24 protein-coding genes are annotated in these 21,600 nt (G+C 62.1%); 11 read left to right on the top strand and 13 right to left on the bottom strand.

Annotated elements, in window-relative coordinates:
- Positions 1–48: 48 nt before the first annotated feature.
- Together DL86_RS09605 and DL86_RS09600 are read left to right on the top strand one after the other, a co-directional pair.
- Positions 49–1,821 (top strand): L,D-transpeptidase family protein, encoded by a 1,773-nt coding sequence (locus tag DL86_RS09605; RefSeq protein ID WP_162180415.1) that lies wholly within the window; start codon positions 49–51, stop codon positions 1,819–1,821.
- A gap of 267 nt (positions 1,822–2,088) precedes the next feature.
- Positions 2,089–2,886, top strand: coding sequence for a DUF2189 domain-containing protein (locus tag DL86_RS09600; protein WP_036260715.1), 798 nt, complete (start codon positions 2,089–2,091; stop codon positions 2,884–2,886).
- 213 nt (positions 2,887–3,099) lie between these two features.
- On the opposite strand, the gene DL86_RS09590 is transcribed toward DL86_RS09600, so the two are convergent.
- Complete coding sequence (locus tag DL86_RS09590; RefSeq protein WP_051953107.1) at positions 3,100–3,660, bottom strand: NUDIX hydrolase; 561 nt, start codon at positions 3,658–3,660, stop codon at positions 3,100–3,102.
- 470 nt (positions 3,661–4,130) lie between these two features.
- Here DL86_RS09590 and DL86_RS09585 point away from each other — a divergent pair, with 470 nt between their 5' ends.
- From DL86_RS09585 to DL86_RS09565, 5 genes are all read left to right on the top strand, one after another.
- Complete coding sequence (locus DL86_RS09585) at positions 4,131–4,331, top strand: hypothetical protein (protein WP_036260712.1); 201 nt, start codon at positions 4,131–4,133, stop codon at positions 4,329–4,331.
- Positions 4,332–4,573: 242 nt separating this feature from the next.
- Positions 4,574–5,344 carry a CDP-diacylglycerol diphosphatase gene (locus DL86_RS09580; protein WP_051953106.1) on the top strand — a complete coding sequence of 257 codons (771 nt, stop codon included), beginning with the start codon at positions 4,574–4,576 and terminating at the stop codon, positions 5,342–5,344.
- Positions 5,345–5,493: 149 nt separating this feature from the next.
- Positions 5,494–6,897: a cytochrome ubiquinol oxidase subunit I gene (locus DL86_RS09575; protein WP_036260710.1), complete on the top strand. Its 1,404-nt coding sequence runs from the start codon at positions 5,494–5,496 to the stop codon at positions 6,895–6,897.
- Positions 6,882–7,931, top strand: coding sequence for a cytochrome d ubiquinol oxidase subunit II (cydB, locus tag DL86_RS09570; protein WP_051953104.1), 1,050 nt, complete (start codon positions 6,882–6,884; stop codon positions 7,929–7,931). The genes DL86_RS09575 and cydB (DL86_RS09570) overlap by 16 nt, the downstream gene beginning before the upstream one ends.
- A gap of 68 nt (positions 7,932–7,999) precedes the next feature.
- The gene (locus DL86_RS09565) at positions 8,000–9,430 is read left to right on the top strand and encodes a coniferyl aldehyde dehydrogenase (RefSeq protein WP_051953139.1); all 1,431 of its coding nucleotides are present in this window, start codon (positions 8,000–8,002) and stop codon (positions 9,428–9,430) included.
- A 218-nt stretch (positions 9,431–9,648) separates the two neighbouring features.
- Here the strand turns inward: DL86_RS09565 and DL86_RS19780 are convergent, their stop codons facing one another.
- Positions 9,649–9,864 carry a hypothetical protein gene (locus tag DL86_RS19780; RefSeq protein WP_036260862.1) on the bottom strand — a complete coding sequence of 72 codons (216 nt, stop codon included), beginning with the start codon at positions 9,862–9,864 and terminating at the stop codon, positions 9,649–9,651.
- Between the two features lie 197 nt (positions 9,865–10,061).
- On the opposite strand from DL86_RS19780, the gene DL86_RS09555 reads away from it, so the two are divergent.
- A complete protein-coding gene (locus DL86_RS09555; RefSeq protein ID WP_036260708.1) occupies positions 10,062–10,925 on the top strand; it encodes an MBL fold metallo-hydrolase in 864 nt (287 codons plus the stop codon).
- Positions 10,926–11,161: 236 nt separating this feature from the next.
- On the opposite strand, the gene cydX is transcribed toward DL86_RS09555, so the two are convergent.
- The 5 genes from cydX to DL86_RS19220 all read right to left on the bottom strand — a co-directional run bounded on the left by cydX (position 11,162) and on the right by DL86_RS19220 (position 14,652).
- Entirely contained in the window at positions 11,162–11,266 is a 105-nt protein-coding gene (gene cydX / locus DL86_RS19225; protein WP_084572818.1) for a cytochrome bd-I oxidase subunit CydX, read from the bottom strand.
- A gap of 18 nt (positions 11,267–11,284) precedes the next feature.
- Positions 11,285–12,424 carry a cytochrome d ubiquinol oxidase subunit II gene (cydB, locus tag DL86_RS09550; protein ID WP_036260706.1) on the bottom strand — a complete coding sequence of 380 codons (1,140 nt, stop codon included), beginning with the start codon at positions 12,422–12,424 and terminating at the stop codon, positions 11,285–11,287.
- Positions 12,425–12,443: 19 nt separating this feature from the next.
- Positions 12,444–14,015 (bottom strand): cytochrome ubiquinol oxidase subunit I, encoded by a 1,572-nt coding sequence (locus DL86_RS09545; RefSeq protein ID WP_036260704.1) that lies wholly within the window; start codon positions 14,013–14,015, stop codon positions 12,444–12,446.
- Positions 14,012–14,197: a hypothetical protein gene (locus tag DL86_RS09540; RefSeq protein ID WP_036260702.1), complete on the bottom strand. Its 186-nt coding sequence runs from the start codon at positions 14,195–14,197 to the stop codon at positions 14,012–14,014. Before DL86_RS09540 ends, DL86_RS09545 begins: the two co-directional genes overlap by 4 nt.
- A 203-nt stretch (positions 14,198–14,400) precedes the next feature.
- On the bottom strand, positions 14,401–14,652 hold the full coding sequence (locus tag DL86_RS19220; RefSeq protein ID WP_084572817.1) for a heavy-metal-associated domain-containing protein: 252 nt from the start codon (positions 14,650–14,652) through the stop codon (positions 14,401–14,403).
- 188 nt (positions 14,653–14,840) lie between these two features.
- Here DL86_RS19220 and DL86_RS09530 point away from each other — a divergent pair, with 188 nt between their 5' ends.
- On the top strand, positions 14,841–15,278 hold the full coding sequence (locus tag DL86_RS09530) for a universal stress protein (RefSeq protein WP_036260698.1): 438 nt from the start codon (positions 14,841–14,843) through the stop codon (positions 15,276–15,278).
- A gap of 156 nt (positions 15,279–15,434) precedes the next feature.
- Here the strand turns inward: DL86_RS09530 and DL86_RS09525 are convergent, their stop codons facing one another.
- The 5 genes from DL86_RS09525 to DL86_RS09505 all read right to left on the bottom strand — a co-directional run bounded on the left by DL86_RS09525 (position 15,435) and on the right by DL86_RS09505 (position 19,138).
- Entirely contained in the window at positions 15,435–15,728 is a 294-nt protein-coding gene (locus tag DL86_RS09525) for a c-type cytochrome (protein ID WP_036260696.1), read from the bottom strand.
- A gap of 374 nt (positions 15,729–16,102) precedes the next feature.
- Positions 16,103–16,324 (bottom strand): Trm112 family protein, encoded by a 222-nt coding sequence (locus DL86_RS09520; protein ID WP_036260694.1) that lies wholly within the window; start codon positions 16,322–16,324, stop codon positions 16,103–16,105.
- 75 nt (positions 16,325–16,399) lie between these two features.
- Positions 16,400–17,068 (bottom strand): LON peptidase substrate-binding domain-containing protein, encoded by a 669-nt coding sequence (locus DL86_RS09515; protein WP_036260861.1) that lies wholly within the window; start codon positions 17,066–17,068, stop codon positions 16,400–16,402.
- Positions 17,069–17,432: 364 nt separating this feature from the next.
- Positions 17,433–18,155 carry an alpha/beta fold hydrolase gene (locus DL86_RS09510; protein ID WP_036260693.1) on the bottom strand — a complete coding sequence of 241 codons (723 nt, stop codon included), beginning with the start codon at positions 18,153–18,155 and terminating at the stop codon, positions 17,433–17,435.
- Between the two features lie 53 nt (positions 18,156–18,208).
- Positions 18,209–19,138 (bottom strand): thioredoxin family protein, encoded by a 930-nt coding sequence (locus DL86_RS09505; protein WP_036260859.1) that lies wholly within the window; start codon positions 19,136–19,138, stop codon positions 18,209–18,211.
- A gap of 227 nt (positions 19,139–19,365) precedes the next feature.
- On the opposite strand from DL86_RS09505, the gene DL86_RS09500 reads away from it, so the two are divergent.
- Positions 19,366–19,809, top strand: a complete 444-nt coding sequence (locus tag DL86_RS09500; RefSeq protein ID WP_036260691.1) for an META domain-containing protein — start codon at positions 19,366–19,368, stop codon at positions 19,807–19,809.
- Positions 19,810–20,016: 207 nt separating this feature from the next.
- The gene (locus DL86_RS09495) at positions 20,017–21,009 is read left to right on the top strand and encodes a metallophosphoesterase (RefSeq protein ID WP_051953101.1); all 993 of its coding nucleotides are present in this window, start codon (positions 20,017–20,019) and stop codon (positions 21,007–21,009) included.
- A gap of 16 nt (positions 21,010–21,025) precedes the next feature.
- Here the strand turns inward: DL86_RS09495 and DL86_RS09490 are convergent, their stop codons facing one another.
- Positions 21,026–21,514 (bottom strand): CDP-archaeol synthase, encoded by a 489-nt coding sequence (locus DL86_RS09490; protein ID WP_036260689.1) that lies wholly within the window; start codon positions 21,512–21,514, stop codon positions 21,026–21,028.
- Positions 21,515–21,600 lie beyond the last annotated feature (86 nt).

Genomic DNA, 21,600 nt, shown 5'->3' with positions numbered 1-21,600 from the left:
AACCCGCGCGCCGCGGGCGCCATGGCGGAAACGATCAGGGGACATAAAATGCGGGCGCCGGTTGGCAGGGCCATTTTCACAAGCGCATCGGCTCTGGCGCTTCTCATCAGCCTCGCGAACATGCCGGCCAGCGGCGCCGACGAGAAAGATGCGGCGCGCACGGTCGCGTCGCTTGCCGGAGCGCCGGCGTCCTCACTGATGTTGCGTGGCCATGCAGCGACAGTTCCAGCTGATCCCGAGGCGGCGGAGCCACCCGCCGCGGATGCGAATGGCGGCGAGGACAATTCCGCTCCCTCCAAGCAGACGCTGGCTCCGGCAAACCCCGATGGCGTCGGCCAAACCGCTGAGCAGCCCGCCCTGCCTTCGGTCAATATGGCGTTGAAGGCGGCGCTTGAGGCGCGTTGGAACGCCAAGGGCTCCCTCGCGCAGCGCAAGGAGCGCGAAGCGATCGCCGCTTTTTACGCGGCCCGCGATTTCGCGCCGCTGTGGTGGAGCGATGGCAAGGCCAATGCCGAGGTGAAGCCCGTGATGGCCCGGCTGGAGCGCGCCGGCGACGATGGGCTGGAGCTCAGGGCCCTTCCGTCGCGCTCGATGCGCGCCGGATCGGAGGAAGAAATCGCCGCCGCCGATATCGCGCTGACCGACGCGGTCGTCGCCTATGGCCGGCAGGCGAGCGGCTCCCGCATCGATCCACATGTGATTTCGCCCTTGATCGGGTCCAAGCCGGAAGTCGCCGACGCCGCGATCGTCCTGGCGATCGTCGCCGCCGCTGGGCCGGACGCCGGCGCCGAGCTGCAAAGATTCAACCCGCCGCAAAAAGCCTATGCGGCGCTGCGCGACAAGCTGGCGGAGTTGCGCCGCGCGCGCGCGCCCGCCGCGCGCGCGCCGATCATCCCCGCCGGACCCGTCTTGAGCGTGGGAATGCGCGATCCGCGCGTGCCCTTGATTCGAGCCCGCCTTAGCCTCGACGGGCAACGCTCCGGCGCGCCGGACGAGCTGATCTATGACACGCGGATCGCGACGGCAGTCGCCGACTTCCAGAAGGCCAATGGCCTGCCGGCCTCCGGCGTCTTGACCGCGCGGACGATTGCCGTCCTGTCCGGCGGACAGCCGTCGCGGCTGGAGGCCGAAATCCTCGCCAATATGGAGCGCTGGCGCTGGATGCCGCGCGACATGGGCGAGAGCCGCATCGAGGTCAATATTCCCAACTATGAAGCCGTCGTCATCGAAAATGGGCGCGTCGTGCAGCGCAATCGCGTCGTCGTCGGCAAAGAGCAGACGCCGACGCCGGTTTTCTCCAACACGATGCAGTTCCTGATCGTCAATCCCTATTGGAACGTGCCGCAATCGATCATCAGGAAGGAGATGCTGCCAAAGCTGGCCGCGGATTCGGGCTATCTGCGCCGCCTTGGCTATGAGGTCGGCTCCAGGGACGGCAGGCTCACCGTGCGCCAGCCGCCGGGCGAACGCAATGCGCTGGGGCGCATTAAGTTCATGTTCCCGAACGACTACGCGGTCTATCTGCACGATACGCCCTCCCGCGCGCTGTTTGCCGCCGACAAGCGGGCCTTCAGCCATGGCTGCGTTCGCGTTGACGATCCGTTCCGCTTCGCCGAAACCGTGCTGGGGAAGGGCTGGAGCGAGCAACGCGTCAAGGGCTTGATCGGCGGCAAGGAGCGCTACGTCCATTTGCCGAAACCTTTGCCGGTCCATCTGGAATATTTCACCACTTACGTCGATGAGGCAGGCCGCCTGCAATTGCGCGACGACATCTATGGCTATTCCCGACGCGTGAAAGCGGCTTTAGGGCTCGAAGGGTAGCGCTTCGCAAAGAGTGACGCGGCGGATTCCTCCCCGCGCTCGATTCGCGTCCTCAATAGAGTCGCTCTCGAAAGAGCCGCTGCCCAGCGCTTGGACTGAGCCGGCCGATCATCGGCGGCCCCGCCGTCGGCGGGAACCTTTCCTTCTCAGCTAGGTTCACTTGTTGCCGAGTAGAGCGCGGGTCGATGTCGTGTGTGGCCAGCTGAGTTTTTTGCTGCGTCGCTGTCGCCTCGTAACCGTTTGCCGCCGGGATGAGGAGGAACGCTGATGACGAATTTCCATGTGATCGCCGGACCGGATGCGACCCCGGCCGAGACCGTCGTGCGTAAGATTGGACCTGCGGACCTTAAAGACGCTCTGTCTAAGGGCCTTGATGATTTTCTGGCCATGCCGTCACATCTTGTATTCCTTGGCCTGATCTACCCGCTCATCGGCATTTTTCTCGCCCGCAGCGCGGTCTACTTGCTGTTTCCGCTCATGGCCGGGTTCGCTCTCGTGGGACCCTTCGCGGCGATCGGCCTGTATGAGATGAGCCGCCGACGCGAACTTGGCTTGGAGAGCTCCTGGACTCACGCCTTCGATGTGCGGCATTCGCCCTCGATCCCCGCGATCCTGGCGCTGGGTCTCGTGCTGCTGATCATCTTCATGTGCTGGCGGGCGAGCGCCGAGCAGCTTTACTTCTGGTTGTTCGGCGCGCGGCAGCCGGAGTCCTATGCGCAGTTTTTCCAGGACATCTTCACGACATCGCGCGGCTGGGCCCTGATCGTTCTGGGCAATGCTCTCGGCGCTCTCTTCGCCGTGTTAGTGCTGAGCATCAGCGTCGTCTCCTTTCCCTTGCTGCTTGACCGCGATGTCGGCCTTGCGGTGGCTGTCTCCACCTCAATCAGAGCGGTGCTGGCGAACCCGGCGACGATGGCGCTCTGGGGATTGATCATCGCCGCGGCCCTGGCGGTCGGCTTCGCGCTCCTCTTCGTTGGCCTTGCCGTCGTCGTGCCGATTTTGGCCCACGCTACTTGGCACCTCTATCGCAAAGTCGTGGAGCCGGCGGCTCCGTTCGCGCGCTGAAGGAGAACGACAGGGCGCATCGCCTTTTCGAAGGATGGTGCGCCCCGGTCGCTTTGAGCGCGAAAGGCGAGCGGAAGGATAGCGAAAAGCGGCGCGGGCGCAGCTCCCGCCGCTAGAGCATGATGCCGAAAAGTGGAAACCGGTTTTCGGACGACATCATGCTCTAACTCTTTGATTTTTCGATCACATGATTCGATGCGATCGGGACGCGCTCTATGCGCCTGAACGCGCAAGATAGGCGCGCGCTGCGTGCCAGACGCTGAGATGCGGCAAGATGGATATGGCGCCCTCCGCAAGAGCCGCGTCGACGTCATCGAAGCTCATCAAGCGCAGCTCCATGGTTTCCAGATCGCCGGAATCGGCTTTAGTCACCCATCGGCAGCCTTCGAGAAGAAAGAGATGGGCGAAGCCGCACTGTTGATTGCCGTTCATGGCGTAGCGGCCGAGGAAAACCACGCGCTCGGCCGTAAATCCGGTTTCCTCGAGCAGCTCCCGGCGCATCGCGGCTTCAGGCGCTTCGCCCGGCTCGATGTGACCGGCGGGGAAAGTCAATCCGTAGCGGCGGCTGCCATGCTTATATTGCCACAGCGTCAGGACGCGGCCGTCGGACGTCAGGGAGCAGGCGATGACGAAATCGGGCAGGATCACCTGATAGAAATCCGGAACGCGCCGGCCAGCGTCGGTGACGACGTCCTGGCGCAGCACGCGCAAAAAAGAGCCGCCTTCAAAGACCGTCTCTTCGCCCAGGACGCGCCACTCGTCGGCTTGGGACACGCTGTCTGCTCTTTCTATTTCCGCTGGTCAGGACGAATCGAACCCTACAGATGATTGCGACAATTAGCACATCGGATATATCCGATGTGCTCGAGAGGGTCAGGACGAATCGAACCCTAAAGATGTTGCGACGGCGGCGCTTGCAGCGTCAATTTCGCGTGATGGCCGGTGGACTGCGCCAACCTCGGCCGGAAGCGCAACCGGAGCACTCCTGAAAATTTGACTTTTTGCTCCGTCAAATTTCGATGCGGTCAAGCGCTACCATGTCGCCGGCCAATTTGACAACAGAGTCCAAGCTCAAGATCGCTGATCTTGCCGCCGATTGCATCTGATCAGCTTCATTCAAGGCGCCGGAAGCATGATCCTGGAAAGATGCCGCGTTCCGGGATAGGATCATTCATCAAAACAAATAGAATAGATCGGTTGCAGATCGATTCGGCCTGAAGACATCGCGCCCGAAAGGATCAAGAATGGTTACGCGAAATGCCAGGATCGCCGATTTCACGATCGACCAGAATCCGGCGTTGGGCCGCTCCGTGGAATTGCTGTGCGAGGATCATGTCGGCACTTACGTGCTCCCCTTTCCCTGCCGCTTCGAAGAGGGCGCCTGGCTTAACGCGGTAACGGAGGAGCCGCTCGGGATCGCCGTGCTTGGATGGCGTTATCTCTGATAGCGCATTTTCGGGCGAAGCAGCCCGCCGGTTCGCGTTTAGAGAATGCGACTGAACAAAAAGCAGCTCTAGCGCCGGTGCGGTGGAGGTTCGCGCGTTCGGCGCGGCCTTGTCCCCTTTGCCGCGCCGCCAGGGCGCGCCTTCGCCGCCCTCAGGCTTCAACTTTACGGCATTGAAGGTGAAAAACCAGACCGACTCTGCTTTAATCGGGCGATAGACGCATTTTCCAAGAAGGGTTCGACTTGCGCAAAGCCGCCAATTTCGCAGCATTCATCGGGGTGATCATCGGCATGGCCGCCGCTCTTCCGCCTTCCGTGGCCGCGGTCAATCGCGGCGCTTTGTGGGTCGTCGTCCACGACATTTGCCTGACGGCCTATCAAAGTATTGGCGTGGCGTTTCCTTGCGCCGAGGTCAATATCGCCAATGGTCTCGATCGGGGCTTCGCCGTGCTCCAGACGCCGTCGAGCGCCGCGCATGTCATCGTCGTCCCAACGATTCCCATTTCCGGGATCGAAAGCCCGACCTTGCTGAGCGAAGACGCGCCAAATTATTGGGCGGCGGCCTGGGACGCCCGCCGCTTCGTGGAGGAGGGCGTCCGCCGCCCGCTGCCGCGCGACAAGGTCGGAATGGCGATTAATTCCGCCGCCGGGCGCAGCCAGGACCAGTTGCATATTCATGTCGCCTGCATCGCCGCTCCAGTCGCCGATTTCCTGCGCCGCCACCAAGCCGAGATTCGCGCCGCCTGGACCCCCCTGAGTTCGCCGCTGCTTGGGCGAAGATATGCGGCGATGCGGGTCGAGGCGGATAGCCTGGCCCAGCTCAATCCGTTCAAGGCTCTGGCGCGCCGTCCGATTCCGGGCAAAGTGTCGATGGAGAGCCAAACATTGGCGGTGATCGGAGCGACCTTCGGCGACGGCAAGGCCGGATTTTATCTGCTGGCCGCCGATTCCCACGCCTCGCCTGAGGGCGCCGCAAGCGCGGAAAAGCTGCTCGACCTTAAATGCGCCGATTGACCGCGAGTTGCGGTGAAGACCGCCGCATGGCGCCGATACAGCTTTCCATGGTATATCTATTTAAGTTTGCTGGATGATTTACAATAGACTTAAGCGGCGTCCCGAGTCGATCCAATATTTCGAGCATTTTCATTTAAAGGCATTCTGCGATGGAATGGGACCCTGTGCTGTTGTCGCGCGTGCAGTTTGCCTTCGTCGTCAGCTTCCACATCATATTCCCTTCCTTCACCATCGGTCTCGCCGCCTGGCTGGCGACGTTGGAGGGCGCCTACCTTTCGAGCGGCAATCCGCTTTATCGACGCGTCTTCGAGTTCTGGCTTGGTGTGTTCACGCTGTCATTTGGCATGGGCGTCGTCAGCGGCGTGGTCATGGCCTTCCAGTTCGGCGCCAATTGGAGCGTGCTGGCTGAGCGCACCGGGTCGATCCAGGGACCGCTGCTTGGCTATGAGGGCTTCACCGCCTTTCTCTTGGAGGCGACCTTCTTCGGGGTCGTTCTGTTCGGTCGCGAGCGGGCGCCGCCCTGGTTCTATTTCCTGTCCTGCTGCATGGTCTCGCTTGGGACCATGATGTCGTCGTTCTGGATTCTCGGCAACAATAGCTGGATGCAGGTCCCGGTCGGTCACGCGATCGTCGACGGCAAGATTGTACCGGAAGACTGGTGGGCGATCACGACCGGACCCGTCATGCGGGTGCGCTGGCCGCACATGCTGCTGGCCGCTTTCCTGACCACCGGCATGAGCGTCATCGCCACAGGAGCCTGGTATGCGCTGCGCGGCGTCCACCGCGCCGAGGCCGCGATGATGCTGAATTGGGGGCTCGCCCTGGTGGCGCTTCTCGTTCCGCTGCAGCTCTTCGTCGGCCATCTCACTGGCGACTACGTTCACCATTACCAGCCGGCGAAATTCGCCGCGATCGAGGCGCGATGGCGCACTCAGCAGCCGGCGAGCGAGGTGCTGCTCGCCCTTCCCGATCCAGCGCGGGAGCGGAACTGGCTCTCCGTCGAAGTGCCTAAGCTCGGCAGCTTTATCGCCTCGGGCGACTGGGAGTCCCGCGAGGTCGGACTGGACGCTTTTCCGGAGGCGGACCGGCCGCCTGTGATCATTCCCTTCTTCACCTTTCGCATCATGGTCGGCATGGGGCTGATCATGCTGGCTATTTCCTGGCTGGGGCTTTTCTTGCGCTGGCGCGGCGCCCTGGAGCGGGCGCGCTGGTTTTTGTGGTGCGCCTTCCTGTCTTTCCCGAGCGGATTCGTCGCTGTGCTCGCGGGCTGGTTCACCGCCGAGGTCGGACGTCAGCCTTGGGTCGTCTATGGGCTGTTGCGGACAAAGGACGCGGCAACGCCGTCCTTGGCGAGCGGCGACGTGATCGCCTCGCTCCTGGCCTATGTCGCGGTCTATGCGGTGATCTACGCCTTCGGCTTCTTTTACATCTACCAGCTTTTGCGGGACGGACCGCCGCGCGCCGCGCCGCTTTCCGACGCGGTTACGCCGTCGCGGCCCATGGCTGTTGCGATGCGGCCGGAAGCAAGGAGCGAGAAATGGCCGTCGAAGTGACCGCGCTCGAGCCCTCGAGCCTCGCCCTTTTCTGGGCTGGCGTAATCGCCCTTTCGATCATGGTCTATGTGATCCTGGACGGTTTCGACCTTGGCGTCGGCATTCTGTTCGGCGCGGCTAAGGCGGGGCCGCTGCGGGAAGGGATGATAGCGGCGATCGCGCCCTTTTGGGACGGCAACGAGACTTGGCTGGTCGTCGTCGGCGCCTCGCTCTTCGCGGCCTTTCCTGTCGTCTATGCGGTGTTTCTGCCGGCCTTCTATCTTCCGGTGCTGCTGCTGCTGCTTGGGCTGATCTTCCGCGGCGTCGCCTTCGAGTTTCGCCATCGCGGCAGCGCCGGCGGGCTTTGGAACTGGGGATTTTTCCTCGGCTCGACTGTCGTCGCCTTCGTTCAGGGGGCCGCCGTCGGGGCGATGATCCGCGGCATTCATGTCGTCGACAACCAATATGCCGGCGGCTCGTTCGAATGGCTGAGGCCGTTTCCCGTGGTCTGCGGGATCGGCCTTGTGCTCGGCTACGCTCTGCTCGGCGCGGGCTGGCTGGTGCTGAAATCCGAGGGCGCCTTGCTGGACTGGGCGTGGCGGCGCATCCCCTGGCTCGCCGGCGCCGTTTTGCTGGTGCTTTGCGTCGCCTTCTTCGTCGCGCTTGGCGATAGGGACCGGATCGGCGGCATGCTGCACGGCCGGACCTGGGGCTTGATTTTCCCCTTGATTGGGCTGGTCGCGATGGAGGGCGTCTTCGCCAGCATCCCGCTGCGTCGCGAGGCTTGGCCTTTCGTCTGCACGGCGCTGTTCTTCGCAGCGGCTTTTGCGACGCTCGCGGTGATGTTCTGGCCCTATATGATCCCCTACGAGATCACGATCGGCGGCGCCGCCGCGCCGGAGGCCTCGCTGTCCTTCCTGTTCTGGGGCGCCGGGCTGTTCGCGATGCCGGTGATCGTGATCTACACGGTCGCCGTCTATTGGTTGTTCCGCGGCAAGCTGCGCCCGATGGAGCGCTATGAAAGCAGCGCCGAGGCGGGGCGCTCTGAGTTTTGATATTATCGCATTTTCTTAACGCGAACCGGGTGTCTGCTTCGCTTGAAAATGCTCTCAAGGAGATCGCCATGTCGGTTCAGGCCCCTAGCGAGATCGAAATCCGGTTGCGCGCGCTGCTCGAGCGCCAGCGCTCGGCCTTCTTGGCGGCGGGTCCGCCAAGCCTCAAGCAACGGCGCGGCGATTTGATGAGGCTCAAAGGAGCCCTGCTGGCGCATCGGGAGGATTTCGTCGCCGCGATCAACGCCGATTTTGGCCACAGGTCGCGCCAGGAGACCTCCCTGCTGGAGCTGTCGCCGGTGATAGAGGGCATCAAATATCTACACCGCAATCTCGCGTTGTGGATGCGGCCGGAGCGACGGAAGGTGTCTTTTCACTTTTTTCCGGGCTCAACGCGCGTGCTATATCAGCCCCTTGGCGTGGTCGGCGTCATATCGCCTTGGAATTATCCCGTTGCGCTGGCGCTGATGCCGCTCGCCACGGCCTTGGCGGCCGGCAATCGCGTCATGATCAAGCCATCCGAAATCACGCCCGCGACCTCGGCGCTCATGAGCGCCGTTCTTGGCGAGATTTTCTCGTTGGATCAAGCAGCGGTCGCGACCGGCGAAGCCGATGTCGGCATGGCCTTCGCGGCTTTGCCATTCGATCATCTGGTGTTCACCGGGAGCACGCCCGTCGGGCGCTCCGTCATGCGCGCGGCAAGCGACAATCTGGTCCCGGTCACGCTGGAGCTCGGCGGCAAATCGCCGGTTATCGTGGAGCGCGGCTCATGCCTCAAGACCACGGCGCGGCGCATCGCCTATGGCAAGCTGGCCAATGGCGGACAGACCTGCATCGCGCCCGACTATGTTCTGGCGGCCGCGCAAGAGATCAATGATTTTGTCGCCGCCTATGCCGCTGAGGTCGAAAAGCTCTATCCTGACATTGCCGCCAACCCCGACTACACATCCATCATCAACGACCACCACTATGCGCGGCTCGTGGGCTTGCTCGACGACGCGCGCGCGAAAGGCGCCCGCGTGATCGAGATTGGCGCTGCGCCCAAGGAAGGCGAACGCACCAACGCGCGGACGCTCGCGCCAGCAATTGTGCTTGGCGCGACGGATGGCATGAATGTGATGAAGGAGGAAATTTTCGGCCCCATCCTCCCCGTCATCCCCTATGCCAGGCTCGAAGAGGCCGTCGCCTATGTCAATGCGCGGCCGCGGCCGCTGGCGCTCTATTTCTTCGGTCCAGACGGTCCAGGGCGGCGGATGGTTCTTGCGCGCACGACGTCCGGAGGCGTCTCGATCAACGAGACCATTTTGCACTATGCCCAGGACGATATTCCTTTTGGCGGCGTCGGCGCGAGCGGGATGGGCGCCTACCACGGCCATGAAGGCTTCAAGACCCTCAGCCACTCCAGGGGCGTCTTCGAACAGGCGAAGGTGAATTTAACCGATGTCGTGCGCCCGCCGTTCGGCAAGCTGTTCGAGCGATTGGTCGACTTCCTGCTGCGCTAGCGCATGATGCCGAAAAGTGGAAACCGGTTTTCGGACGACATCATGCTCTAACTCTTTGATGAGAGGCGCTTTCAGTGCGGCGTAATCAGAAGGCAGCTCTAGACCTTTGTTTTATCGCATTTTCTCAAACGCGAACCGGCATCCACTTCGCTCGAAAATGCTCTAAACGAGGGCGCCGTTCCAGTAGACGGAAGGGCGCCCGATCCGGACGGCGGCGCTCAGTAAATTCGGCGGCGAACATAGACCCCGCGATGATACGGCCGGACGATTGGCCGGACGACAGGTCGGCGGGCGACGACGGCGCCGCGGGGGCCAACGCAACCGGCCCGATAAACGCCGCGGGCGCAAACAACGGCATTCGCCTCCTCGACCGCCGCCATCATGGAGCCAATCCCAATGAGCGCGGCGACGGAGACAATGATTGCAAGCTTCATAGGAAATCTCCGTGGATGGCGGCCCATATAGCCGCGCTGGGTTCGGGCTTCAAAGGATCCGCGCTTCGCGGCGACGAACGCCATCCTAACGTATTTTCGGACGAATTGGACGCCGGTTTGCGTTAAGAAAATGCGATTTTTCGGCGCCAAGACCATTTCGCAAGCGTTGACCTGCACAGCGTTAGGAGGAGGGGCCCATGCGGCCGCAGATCCAAGCGTTCTTTGACAAGCAGACCAAGACCATCAGTTATGTCTTGAAAGATCCCGAGTCCGCGGCCTGTGCGATCATTGATTCGGTTCTGGATTACGATGCCGCCGCCGGCCGCACGGCGACCAAGTCCGCCGACGCGATCATCGCCTATGTGCGCGAGCATCGCCTCGCTGTCGAATGGATCCTCGAAACGCATGTTCACGCGGACCATCTAACCGCCGCAGCCTACCTCAAGGAGCGCCTCGGCGGAACTATTGGGATCGGCGCCAAGGTCGGGATCGTGCAGAATTATTTCGGCGACGTGTTCAACGCCGGACCCGCATTCAAACGCGACGGCAGTCAATTCGACCGCCTATTCGGGGACGGCGCCGAGATCGAAGTCGGACGCCTCGCCGGACGCGCCATCGACATGCCGGGCCACACGCCGGGGTGCATGACCTATATTTTCGACGCCGCCGCCTTTATCGGAGATACTTTGTTCATGCCGGACTATGGAACGGCGCGCTGCGATTTCCCCGGCGGCGACGCGCGCCAGCTTTACCGCTCGATTCAGAGGATCTTCGCGCTGGCGCCGCAAACCCGGCTCTTCATGTGCCATGATTACCCCTTGCCGGAGCGAGCCGAATATCGCTGGGAGTCAACCGTCGCGGAAGAGAAAGCGCATAATGTGCAAGTTCATGATGGCGTCGCCGAAGCTGAATTCGTCGCCATGCGAATCCGACGCGACGCGGCTCTCGCCATGCCGCAGCTCATTATCCCATCGGTGCAAGTAAACATGCGCGCGGGCCAGCTGCCGCCGCCGGAAGAAAATGGCGTCCGTTACCTCAAGGTTCCGATCGACAAATTCTAAACTTTCGCGCGGCTAGAGCGCGTTCCGATTGGATGGAATCATCCAATCGATAAGAACTCGCTCCAGATCAATAAGTTGGAGCATGTTCTGATCGAAAAAGTCGATCAACTTTTTCGGAACATGCTCTAGAGCATTTTCGAGCGAAGTGGATACCGGTTCGCGTTAAGAAAATACGATAAAACAAAGACCTAGAGCTGCTTTCTAATTCCGCGGAAACTGAAAGCGCTCTAGGCGCGTCACCGTTTGTCTTCCGGCTCATGTCGCTGTTCGAGCCACATGGCGTTGATGATCGAGAAGGAGACCGCCAGGCCGACGCCGAGAATCCAGGAAAAATACCACATCGCGAGACTTTCTTTCCGTCAGTAGACGTTGGAGCTGTTTTTCTCGACGTAGGCCAAGCTGACGCGGCCGCGCAGGACGTGATAGGCGAAACTTGTGTAGGCCAGAACGATCGGCAGGAGGACGGCCGTAACGATGAGCATGATCAGCAAGGTCAAGCGGCTCGATGACGAATCCCACACCGTGAGGCTGACGCTGGGGTCGAGCGAGGAGGGCAAAAGGAATGGAAAGGCGCTGAGCCCCGCTGTCGCGATCACGCCGGCCACCGCGAGGCCGCTTGCGATAAAGGCGGAGCCATTCCATCGCGCCCACAGAAGGAGGACGGTCAGAATCGCGCAGAGAAAGACCAGCCCAGGCGCGATCAGCGCAAGCGGATAGAGCTTGTAATTCGACAGCCAGAGTCCGGCGCCGGTCTCGACGGTCTTGAACAAGGGGTTCGAGGGTCCACCGTGAACGAGGTCGCTCGTGATCTTGAAGCCATCGATCAGGAAGGCGATGCAAAGCCCACCTACGGCGAAAAGAATCAGCAGCGCCAATGCGGCGATCCGCGCCGCCGCCGCCGCCCGGTCGGCGACAAGTCGATCCGCCTTGAGGGCGAGATAGGCGCCGCCATGCATGACCAGCATCGCGCAACTGACCAAGCCGCAGAGAAGCGCGAAAGGACTGAGGAGGCCGAAAAGATTTCCCGTATAGGTGATGCGCAACATGTCGTCGAAGCGGAAGGGAACCCCAAGCAAGACATTGCCGAAGGCGACGCCGAAGATCAGCGCGGGCACCAGGCCGCCGACGAACAGAGCCCAATCCCAAAAGCTGTGCCAGCGCGGATTGTCGATCTTGGAGCGAAATTTGAAACTGACCGGCCGCAGGATTAGGGTGACCAGAACCAGGAACATGGCCAGATAAAAGCCCGAGAAAGCGACGGCGTAGAGCGTCGGCCAGGCGGCGAAGATCGCGCCGCCGCCGAGGATCAGCCAGACCTGATTGCCTTCCCAGAACGGACCGATCGTGTTGACGACGACGCGCCGTTCGTTTTCCGTCCGCGCGACGAAAGGCAGGAGCATCGCGGCGCCGAGATCGAAGCCGTCCATCACGGCGAAGCCGATCAGGAGAACGCCGAGCAGGACCCACCAGACGAGACGCAGAGTTTCATAGTCGAGCATGACGCGTTCCTTTTGGGGACTATTCGGCGGCGCTTGCGACGGCTAAGGGCGGAGCCGAGGCATCCGGCTCAAGTTCGCCTGGACCGTGACGGATCGCCTTGACCATCAGGTAGATGTCGACGACGAGCAGCGCCGAATAGAAGGCGATGAAGCCGATCAACGTTATCCATACGTCGCTGGCCGCAATGCTCGATACGGCGAGAAAGGTCGGCAGAACGCCCTCGATCACCCAAGGTTGCCGGCCGACCTCGGCGACGAACCAGCCGAGTTCGGCGGCGATCCAGGGAAGCGGCAAGGTGAAGACCATCACCCAAAGCAGGCCGCGCGCTTTCTCCAGCCGGCTTCTCGCCGCCAGATAGAAGGCGAAGCCAAACAGCAAGATGAAGAAAAATCCAAGCGCGACCATCACGCGGAAGCTCCAAAACAGCGGCGAGACGCGTGGAACCGTCGCCCAAGCGGCGCGCGAGATGTCTTCGTCGGTTGCCTGAGCGATATCGGGGCGAATTTTCTTGAGGAGGAGGGCGTAGCCCAGAGTGCCGCCATATTGGTCGAGTTGCGCCCGAGCGTCCTTGTCGGTGCGGTCGGCCCGCAGCTTTTCCAGCGCGTTGAAAGCGATGAGCCCGCTCCGGATGTGCTCTTGCGCATGCCCGACCAACTCTTGGATGCCGGGCACCTCCTGATCGATCGATCGCGTCGCAATCAGGCCGAGCAGCCAAGGAACCCGCACCGCAAATTCGGTTTGATGCGTTTCCTGATTGGGCAGCCCGAAGATCGTGAACGAGGCGGGCGCGGGTTCTGTCTCCCACATGGCCTCGATCGCGGCGATCTTCATCTTCTGATTTTCGCCGGCCGTATATCCGCTTTCGTCGCCAAGCACGACGACCGATAGCGCGGAGGCCAGCCCGAAACTCACCGCAACGGTCAAAGATCGCCGCGCGAGCTCCAGATGTTTGCCGCGCAAGAGGAAAAGCGAACTGACCGAGGCGACGAATATGGCGCCGGTGACATAGCCGGCGCTCACCGTGTGAACGAATTTCGCCTGTGCGACCGGGTTGAAAAGGATGGCCATGAAATCCGTGACTTCCATCCGCATCGTATCGGGATTGAAATGCGCTCCGACGGGATTTTGCATCCAGCCATTGGCGACGAGAATCCACAGCGCGGACAGATTGGAGCCAAGGGCGACGAGGCACGTGACGCACAGGTGCCCCACCTTCGACATGCGATCCCAGCCGAAGAAGAACAGGCCGATGAAGGTGGCCTCGAGAAAAAACGCCATCAATCCTTCAATGGCGAGAGGCGCGCCGAAGATGTCGCCGACGTAATGGCTGTAATAGGCCCAGTTCATCCCGAACTGGAACTCCATCGTAATGCCGGTTGCGACCCCCATGGCGAAGTTGATGCCAAAGAGCACGCCCCAGAATTTGGTCATCTGCCGGTAGACTTCCTTCCCGGTCATGACATAGACGCTCTCCATGATGGCGAGGAGAACCGCGAGGCCGAGCGTGAGCGGCACGAAGAGGAAATGATACATGGCGGTCAGGCCAAACTGCAGCCGCGAGAGCTGCACGACGTCCAAGGCGAGGCTCATGGAGAAATAGTCCTGGCTAGCGGGCTTTGGGAAAAGGGTTCGATCAAGCGCGCTTGCACGCCGCCGGCGTCGACCTTCGGCCGCTGCCCGGGTCCGAAGACGAAAAAGGCGGCGGCGATGATGATCGCCAGCTTGACGCAGAGGGCGAGGATGACTTCGCGGGCGAGCGGGTTCTTCGACATGCCTGTCTTTCTATGGCGCCGCGGCAAAGTAAAATTGATCTGGAACAAAGCGACCTCCCCTTTTGCCGCAGGCGACCGGCAGGCGCCCGATTATCTGGCCGCGCGTTCGATCAAGATCGTGGCAAATCGACTCAGATGGAGCGCGCAGGGGTTGGCGCAGGGGTTGGCGCAGGGCCGGGGCGGGACCGTCATCGCGGAAGGGTCTACGAGGCGGCGGTTTCCGCCGCGCATTCATAGCCGGCCTCGCCGATCGCCGCGATGACCGCGGCAATGTCGGGAACGCCGGAAAAGGTCACTTTGGCGCGATGGGTTGCAAGATCGACGGCGACCGAGGCGACGCCCGGCATGGCGGAAATCGCTTTTTCAACTCGTGAGACGCAGGAGTCGCAGGCCATTCCTTCGACGCGAAAGCTGAAGGATTCGGACTTCTTGGGATCGAGCGGAAGAGAGGACATCGGCGGTTTCCTTCTCGGACGGGGCCAAGGCAAGGCCTCCTTGGTCGTAAATCATGACGCTCCGGAGCGAAATCAAGCGACAACGGATCTGAATCCGCCTGTCAGGGCGCGGGCGGCTTGAGCAATATCAATCCTTCGCGCCAACAAGGGCGTATTTTGGCGCCATCAAGGAGCGGAGGCGAAGCGCCATGTACAAACATATTCTTATCCCCACCGATGGCTCCGATCTATCCAAGACCGCGGTCCAGCATGGCGTCCAGTTGGCGAAGGCGGTGAACGCTAAGGTTACTGGCGTCACGGTGACGGCGCCGTTCCACATCTTTGCGGTGGAGCCAATGATGGTTACAGATACGCCTGAAGTATATAACAAGCATGTGGCAAGCCGCGCGGCAAAATATCTCGGGGAGGTCAAAGCGGCCGCATTGGCGGAGGGCGTGAGTTGCGATGTTCTGACAATGGAGCGCGATCATCCCTATGAGGCGATCATCGAGGCGGCGACCGACCAGCATTGCGACTTGATCGTGATGGCCTCGCATGGACGGCGCGGAATTTCCGCCCTCGTGCTTGGCAGCGAAACCGTCAAGGTGCTCACCCACAGCGCGATTCCGGTCCTCGTCTACCGTTAGAACGCTCACCGTCCGCCGGAATCAGAAAGCCGCGCTAGCTTTTGGGTGCATTGTTTCAACGCGGCGCGGTCGCTGCTTCGCTCGAAATAACCTCGAAAAACTCCGCTGCATGCGACGTCGCCTGGCAGGAGCGAATCGTTTTGGCCGCCAAGCAAGTCACCTCGGCGGCAGACTCGCAAAATAAGCCGCAATGGCCTCCATCTCCGCCTCCGTCATGTGGCGGCTCATATAGCGCATCTCTTTGTGCAAACGCTTTCCCGCGTGAAACGCTCGCAGCTGATTGAGGAGATAGGGCGCGTTTTGGCCGGCGAGATTGGGCGTTTCGCCGAATTTCGCGATGCCGTCGGCGCCGTGGCAGGGAACGCAGCCGGAGATCAGGTCGCGATCCACCTGTTGCGCCCAGGCCGGAGCGGTCGAAACGAGGGCGGCGAGGAAAATGGCGCGCGTCATGCGGGGGCCTATTGAAAATACTGCTATTTCAGCTCCTTCTATCCATCTTGGACGGGCTGTTTTCGATTCCATTTTGATTGTCTTATCTCGCCCGTCGCAGCGGTCTTTTCCAAGCGCGTCAGCGATCCGCCGGAGAAAGAGAATGACCGCGCCGCCTTAGCTTTGATCCGGCGCCGCCCTGGCCTCACCTGCGTCAGAACTCTGAACCGCGCGAAAGTCTAGGCCTTTTGACGTGCGACCATGTTCTGGCCCGCGTCGCCAAATAGCTTCGCGCGGGCCAGAACAGTTTGGGATCAAGGCGTTTGCGCAAGACGCAGAGCCAGAGCCGCTTTGAAATCAGCTCGATCCGCGCTCCGGTCCGATCGAAAGGCGCGTCAACCCTCGAGCAGGCGCGCTTCCTCAGGCAGCATGATCGGGATGCCGTCGCGGATCGGATAGGCGAGCTTGGCGGCCCGCGAAATCAATTCCTGGCGGTCCGCGTCATATTCGAGCGTTGTCTTGGTCCGTGGACAGACCAGGATTTCGAGCAGCCTCGGGTCGATCCGCGACGATTCGGGCGCGGCGTCGGCGCTTGGCTTCTGATTCTTATCCGGCATTGGTCGGTCCCCTGTCAGTGTTGCGAAACGAAAGGTTTGGCCTATGGGCGTCAGGATGCCCCTTGGCGAAGCAGCCTATTGAAGATGCGGCGGCTCGTTTTTTCCGCGCGCGAGTTCGATTTCAGTGATCGCCACCAGGACATCCGCCCGGCCCTTGAGGTCGAGCGCTTCCAGAAGCGCCTGCTTTTCCTTAGGGCCGAAGGGACTCATCATCGAGAGGGCGTTGACCAGGGCTTCGTTCGGCGCTTCGTGGATGCTGTGCCAGTCGATCTGCAGATTGTTGGTTTCGGCGAAGTCGCGCAAGGTCCGCAAGACGCCATCGCGATCGACCTGATCCTCGCCCGCGCTCGGGCTGAAATCGACGAAAAACGGACCGAAATCGGCGCGGCACTGCCGGTAGGGCGTGACCGCGGCGATTTCCTCAACGAGCTTGAAGCGGGCGATGCCGGTCAGGGTGATCAGGTACCGTCCGTCCCCGGTTTCGGCGAGCTGGGTGATGCGTCCCGCGCAGCCGACCGGAAACAGGCTTGGCGCGAGGCGCGAACCGGGCGCCGCCGGGTCGGGCTGGATCATTCCGATGATCCGCGCGCCTTTCATGGCGTCGTCCACCATGGCGAGATAGCGTGGTTCGAAAATATTGAGGGGCAACTGGCCGCGCGGCAGCAAGAGCGCCTTGGCGAGCGGGAAAATCGGAAACACCGCCGGCAGGTCATCCGGACCCAGATAGGATTGGTTCGTGCTCATGTCCAATTCCTCGCCTCCCGAAACCCGCGCCTGTCCTTTTTCCCACAACCGCTAAAGTTGCGCCGGCCCAGGCCCATTCCGCCCGGGCCTGGAGGATGCCGAGCAAGGAAGGGACCGCACAAGAATTCACCCATAGCAAGAGACGAAAGCGAAATTTTGGCGGTCATGCTTCGAAGCAGAGGCCGCTTCGCTCGCGACTTCCCCTGCGGCGGCGCCTGACCAATCAGCGCCGGGCGCGTTCATATACCTCTTGCCGGCGTCGCGCCATGCCTTGCGGCCTAGGAAAATCAATTGCCGCTCTTTTTGGTCCTGGCAAGGGAAATCTGGGGGAGCTTGGGGCGCCGATAGAGCGCGCCGGCGCGGATCATATCTGCAAGAGCAGATGCGCGACCTCGTCGGGATTGGTGATCGGGGCGCCATGGGGCGCTGCGAGTTCGACCCAGTTCCAGCCCGGCGAGGAGCGCACGCGCCGCCGCGAGTCCTCGGTCAAGGGAAAGGAGGGCTTTATGCAATGCACATAGGTGCGGGGCAGGCCATTGCCGGCCGGCGCGCGCAGCGTGAGGGCTGTCGCATAGGCGCCGAGCGGATGCGGGGTCAGTCTGCGCCGGACCCAGGCGTAATCGGGGGTTCCTTCCGCGAGCCCGAGAACCGCGGGCAGGTTGTCCGGCGCCGGAACCGCAAGACCGGCATGGGTTTCTTGGGCGGCGGCGATGCGCGCTTGCGCTTCCCGCGCGGGGTATGTCGAGAAAGCATTCTTGCCGCTTTCAGGCACGACCGCATCAAGATAGACGAGATGGGCGATTTTTTCGGGGATGCGGTCCGCGACGCCGGTGATCGGAACGCCGCCGAAACTGTGGCCGACCAGCACGACGTCGGTCAGCTCTTCCGTCGCAATGAGCTGGACCAGATCCTCGACGAATGTTTCGATGGAAATGTCCTTGTTCAACAGATGGGCGCGTTCGCCCATTCCGGTAAAGCTCGGCGCGTGGACCGCGTGGCCAAGGCCGCGCAGCCGTTGCGCGACGCGGCTCCAGCACCATCCGCCATGCCACGAGCCATGCGCCAGCACGAAGGTCTTCGCGGTCACCTCATTCCCCTCGGGTCGCGCAGGCTTTGGCTCGGGCCGATCGTCGCCGGCCTTTAAGAAAACAGCAGCGACGACAGTTTTTTCCGCGCGCCGATCGTCGCCGGATCGATCGGCCCCCAGGCGTCGAAAAACTGCAGCAATTGCTTGCGGGCGCCGTCTTCGCTCCAGGCCCGGTCGCGTTTGATGATGTCGAGAAGGGCGGCCGCCGCCTCCTCCCGCCGGTTCTGCGCGTTGAGGGCGATCGCGTAATCGAATCGCGCCTGATGATCGGCGGGGTCGGCCTCGATCTTGCGGATCAGGTCCGAAAAATCGCCGAGGGCGGCGGCTTGCTCGGCAAGATCGAGCGCCGCCTTGGCGGCGACGATCGCCGGATCGCGCTCGCCGCTCGCCGGGACCGAGGCCAGAATGGTCTTGGCGCTTTCGATTTGGCCGGCGGCGGTGAAGATCTTTGCGAGCCCGGCGACGGCGGCGAATTCGTTCGGGTTTTCCTTGACGATTGCGGCGAAGATCTCCGCCGCCGAAGCGGGATCGCCGGCGGCGAGCAGCGCCTCGGCCTCGGCCAGAAGGTCCTCCTCCTCGCCCAAGGGGCCAGCGAGCCGCTCGATAAAGCCCCGGACTTCGGATTCCGCCAGGGCGCCGACGAAGCCGTCGACCGGCTGCGAGCGCTGAAAAGCGATTACCGCCGGGATCGAGCGCACCCCGAGCCTGCCGGCGATTTGCGGATGCTCGTCGATGTTCATCTTGACGAGCTTGACCTTTCCGCCGGCGGCATTCACCACTTTCTCAAGAATCGGGCCAAGCTGCTTGCAGGGCTCGCACCAGGGCGCCCAGAAATCGACCAGAACAGGCTGGCGCGCCGATTCCGCGATGACGTCGGCGCCGAAACTCTCGAAGGTCGCGTCCTTGACGAGAGGTCCCTCCGGCCCCTCGGCGGCGCCCCGCGGCTTGGCCTGGTCCGCGCCTTGGCCGAATATTCCCGCCATGTTCCGGCTCTCCTCTTGCAGCGGCTCGCGCGCTGGCAATATTGCGTCGCCAAAATGCGTCCTCGACCCGGAAATCGCAACCCCAATCAACCGGGTTATTTTATCGATAAGGAGCAATTGGAAACAAACTATTGGGAGCCGCCGCTCGGCGGTATAAGACTGCGGCTGGCGTTCAAAGTCGAAGGCTTTGGCCAGCTCGAACAGGGCCGCCAGGCGAGGAAGCCGAGATGCGAAACAAGATCGCTCCTGGGATTGGCTTGGCTTTAGCGCGCGGCTTGGCCTGCGGGTTTGCCTTGGCTCTCCTGGTGTCCGAGGCCCGCGCCCAGCCCGCTCCGGTTCTGGAATCGGTGACTTGGGTTGCCGAGGACATTGGCCGGCTCGGGGTGATCGATAATCTTCAATCTACGCTGCGCATCGAAGCGGGGCGGGCGTCGGGCAATGCCGGCTGCAACCGGTTTGGGGGAAGCGCGCAGATCGCCGAAAGCCAGTTGACCTTTGGTCGGCTTCTCTCGACCAAAATGGCCTGCCCGCCAGCGGTCATGGCTCAGGAAAACCGCTTCCTCGAGGCTCTTGGCGCGGCCCGGTCCTATTCGTTCGAAGGTTCGACGCTGCTGTTGCGCGATGCGTCCGGCATCGTCTTAATGCGCCTCTCGCCGATGCGGCGCGAGTGAGATGGCAAGTCGATCTTCCTCCCGCATAAGCGGCATTTTTTTGCGAAAGAGGGAGGTTGAAATAAAATAATCCACAGACAAATGATCTAAGCTCGCCGTTATCAGTTATTCGATCGAGAGGCCGCCGCGCAATGAGTTGGCGCGTAAGACCTTGCGCTTTTCCGCCCTGCGGAAATCGCTCCGAGAGGATTTCCAGCAGGAGCCCGCATGGCCAGCATTAAGGGATTGGCTCTGAAACACCGCGAAATCGTCGACCGGCTTGAGGGCCGCCTGGGAAGAGTGCATGCGCGCCAGCGGATCGGCATCGAGCAGGATCACGAGGCCCAAGCTTTCGGTCAGGGGTTGAATTTTTTCCATATCGAAAATTTTTTGTTGGCGCCCTCGGCCATTAAGGGCGCGCTTTGGCTCGCTGGCCTCTATCGGCGCGCGCGCAAAAACGCGAGCCAAGTCGAACTGCGCCATAATATTATCGCGTCGCCATGGCTCCCGCCGGCCTTCGACGGCTTTACCATCCTCCATCTCAGCGATTTGCACACGGATATGAGCCGGCCCGCGATGGACCGGCTCGTCGAACTCGTCGCGGGGCTCGATTATGATATTTGCGTGCTGACGGGCGACTATCGGGGCGAGACTTACGGCCCGTTCGAGGCGGCTCTCAAGGGCGTCTCCTTCGTGCATGCCCATCTCAAGGGGCCGGTCTATGGCGTTCTCGGCAATCACGACACGATCTTGATGCTTCCCGCGCTCGAGGACATGGGCATCAGGATGCTTCTGAACGAGGCCGAGACCATCGTCCGGCAGGGCCAGCAAATCTATCTCGCCGGGATCGACGACGCTCATTTCTTTCGGGTCGACAATATCGAGAAGGCCGCGGCCGGCATTCCTCCCGGCGCCTACTCGATCCTGCTGTCGCACACCCCGGAGATTTACCGCCAGGCCGCCCACGCCGGCTTCAGCGCGCTCCTTTCGGGCCACACGCATGGCGGACAGATCTGCCTCCCCGGCGCCATTCCGATCACCCTTGATTCGGCGCTGCCGAGGGCGTTCGGGTCGGGGGCCTGGAAATATAATGAGATGGCCGGCTATACGTCGGTCGGCGCTGGATCGAGCGTCGTCGCGGTCCGGCTGAACTGCGCGCCCGAGATCACCCTGCATCGGCTCGAGCGGAGCGCCCCGCCCATCGCGGTCTCATCCCGATAGGCCGCGCGTGTTCCCGTCAATAGGGCCGGTCGCGGATGTTCAGCGCGTAAAGCGCTCGGGACAGCGCCAATTCGCCGGCCCAGAATAAGGCGGTGGCGGCCAGGACATCGGTCGTGGCGAGGCCGAGGTCATTTTTGCATGCGAGTAGCGGAAGCAAGGATTCGGGCGCCTGGTCGAGTCCAAGGGCCATGCTTTCGGGCGCCAGCCCGAGCCGCCGCTTGATGAAGCTGGAGAGAAGATCGCCGGCCATCGCGGCGGCGCCTGCGAGCGCGCCGACCTGCCAGGGAAGGCCAAGAAGCGGCGCCGCGCCCGCGGTCGCGACGAGCGCGAGCAGCAAGCCGCGGATGGTCTTGGATGTTCCCAAAAGCGGGCGGCCATCGACAAAACGGGCGCCAAAGTCGAGCGGCCATGCGCCCCACGCGCCGAAAACTTTCTTCGCCAGGAGCGGGGTCCCATTCGCCACCATGACGAGCGTGAGCCCCTGAACAATGGGCCAAATCGGCATCCGACATTCCCCCCTCGACTGCCCCTCCGAGTATCCCGATCATGGATTTACGCGCGCCAATTGCCAATCATTATCTGTTGAACCCG

Source organism: Methylocapsa aurea (genome assembly GCF_000746085.1).
Classification (GTDB): Bacteria; Pseudomonadota; Alphaproteobacteria; order Rhizobiales; family Beijerinckiaceae; genus Methylocapsa; species Methylocapsa aurea.
This window is presented reverse-complemented; position numbering and strand designations above follow the sequence as displayed.

Excerpts from the sequence above, each read along its gene's own strand:
- DL86_RS09605 (WP_162180415.1), top strand. The coding sequence starts at position 49 with ATGCGGGCGCCGGTTGGCAGGGCCATTTTCACAAGCGCATCGGCTCTG.
- DL86_RS09600 (WP_036260715.1), top strand. The coding sequence starts at position 2,089 with ATGACGAATTTCCATGTGATCGCCGGACCGGATGCGACCCCGGCCGAG.
- DL86_RS09585 (WP_036260712.1), top strand. The coding sequence starts at position 4,131 with ATGGTTACGCGAAATGCCAGGATCGCCGATTTCACGATCGACCAGAAT.
- DL86_RS09575 (WP_036260710.1), top strand. The coding sequence starts at position 5,494 with ATGGAATGGGACCCTGTGCTGTTGTCGCGCGTGCAGTTTGCCTTCGTC.
- cydB (WP_051953104.1), top strand. The coding sequence starts at position 6,882 with ATGGCCGTCGAAGTGACCGCGCTCGAGCCCTCGAGCCTCGCCCTTTTC.
- DL86_RS09565 (WP_051953139.1), top strand. The coding sequence starts at position 8,000 with ATGTCGGTTCAGGCCCCTAGCGAGATCGAAATCCGGTTGCGCGCGCTG.
- DL86_RS19780 (WP_036260862.1), bottom strand. The coding sequence starts at position 9,864 with ATGAAGCTTGCAATCATTGTCTCCGTCGCCGCGCTCATTGGGATTGGC.
- DL86_RS09555 (WP_036260708.1), top strand. The coding sequence starts at position 10,062 with ATGCGGCCGCAGATCCAAGCGTTCTTTGACAAGCAGACCAAGACCATC.
- cydX (WP_084572818.1), bottom strand. The coding sequence starts at position 11,266 with ATGTGGTATTTTTCCTGGATTCTCGGCGTCGGCCTGGCGGTCTCCTTC.
- cydB (WP_036260706.1), bottom strand. The coding sequence starts at position 12,424 with ATGCTCGACTATGAAACTCTGCGTCTCGTCTGGTGGGTCCTGCTCGGC.
- DL86_RS09545 (WP_036260704.1), bottom strand. The coding sequence starts at position 14,015 with ATGAGCCTCGCCTTGGACGTCGTGCAGCTCTCGCGGCTGCAGTTTGGC.
- DL86_RS09540 (WP_036260702.1), bottom strand. The coding sequence starts at position 14,197 with ATGTCGAAGAACCCGCTCGCCCGCGAAGTCATCCTCGCCCTCTGCGTC.
- DL86_RS19220 (WP_084572817.1), bottom strand. The coding sequence starts at position 14,652 with ATGTCCTCTCTTCCGCTCGATCCCAAGAAGTCCGAATCCTTCAGCTTT.
- DL86_RS09530 (WP_036260698.1), top strand. The coding sequence starts at position 14,841 with ATGTACAAACATATTCTTATCCCCACCGATGGCTCCGATCTATCCAAG.
- DL86_RS09525 (WP_036260696.1), bottom strand. The coding sequence starts at position 15,728 with ATGACGCGCGCCATTTTCCTCGCCGCCCTCGTTTCGACCGCTCCGGCC.
- DL86_RS09520 (WP_036260694.1), bottom strand. The coding sequence starts at position 16,324 with ATGCCGGATAAGAATCAGAAGCCAAGCGCCGACGCCGCGCCCGAATCG.
- DL86_RS09515 (WP_036260861.1), bottom strand. The coding sequence starts at position 17,068 with ATGAGCACGAACCAATCCTATCTGGGTCCGGATGACCTGCCGGCGGTG.
- DL86_RS09505 (WP_036260859.1), bottom strand. The coding sequence starts at position 19,138 with ATGGCGGGAATATTCGGCCAAGGCGCGGACCAGGCCAAGCCGCGGGGC.
- DL86_RS09500 (WP_036260691.1), top strand. The coding sequence starts at position 19,366 with ATGCGAAACAAGATCGCTCCTGGGATTGGCTTGGCTTTAGCGCGCGGC.
- DL86_RS09495 (WP_051953101.1), top strand. The coding sequence starts at position 20,017 with ATGGCCAGCATTAAGGGATTGGCTCTGAAACACCGCGAAATCGTCGAC.
- DL86_RS09490 (WP_036260689.1), bottom strand. The coding sequence starts at position 21,514 with ATGCCGATTTGGCCCATTGTTCAGGGGCTCACGCTCGTCATGGTGGCG.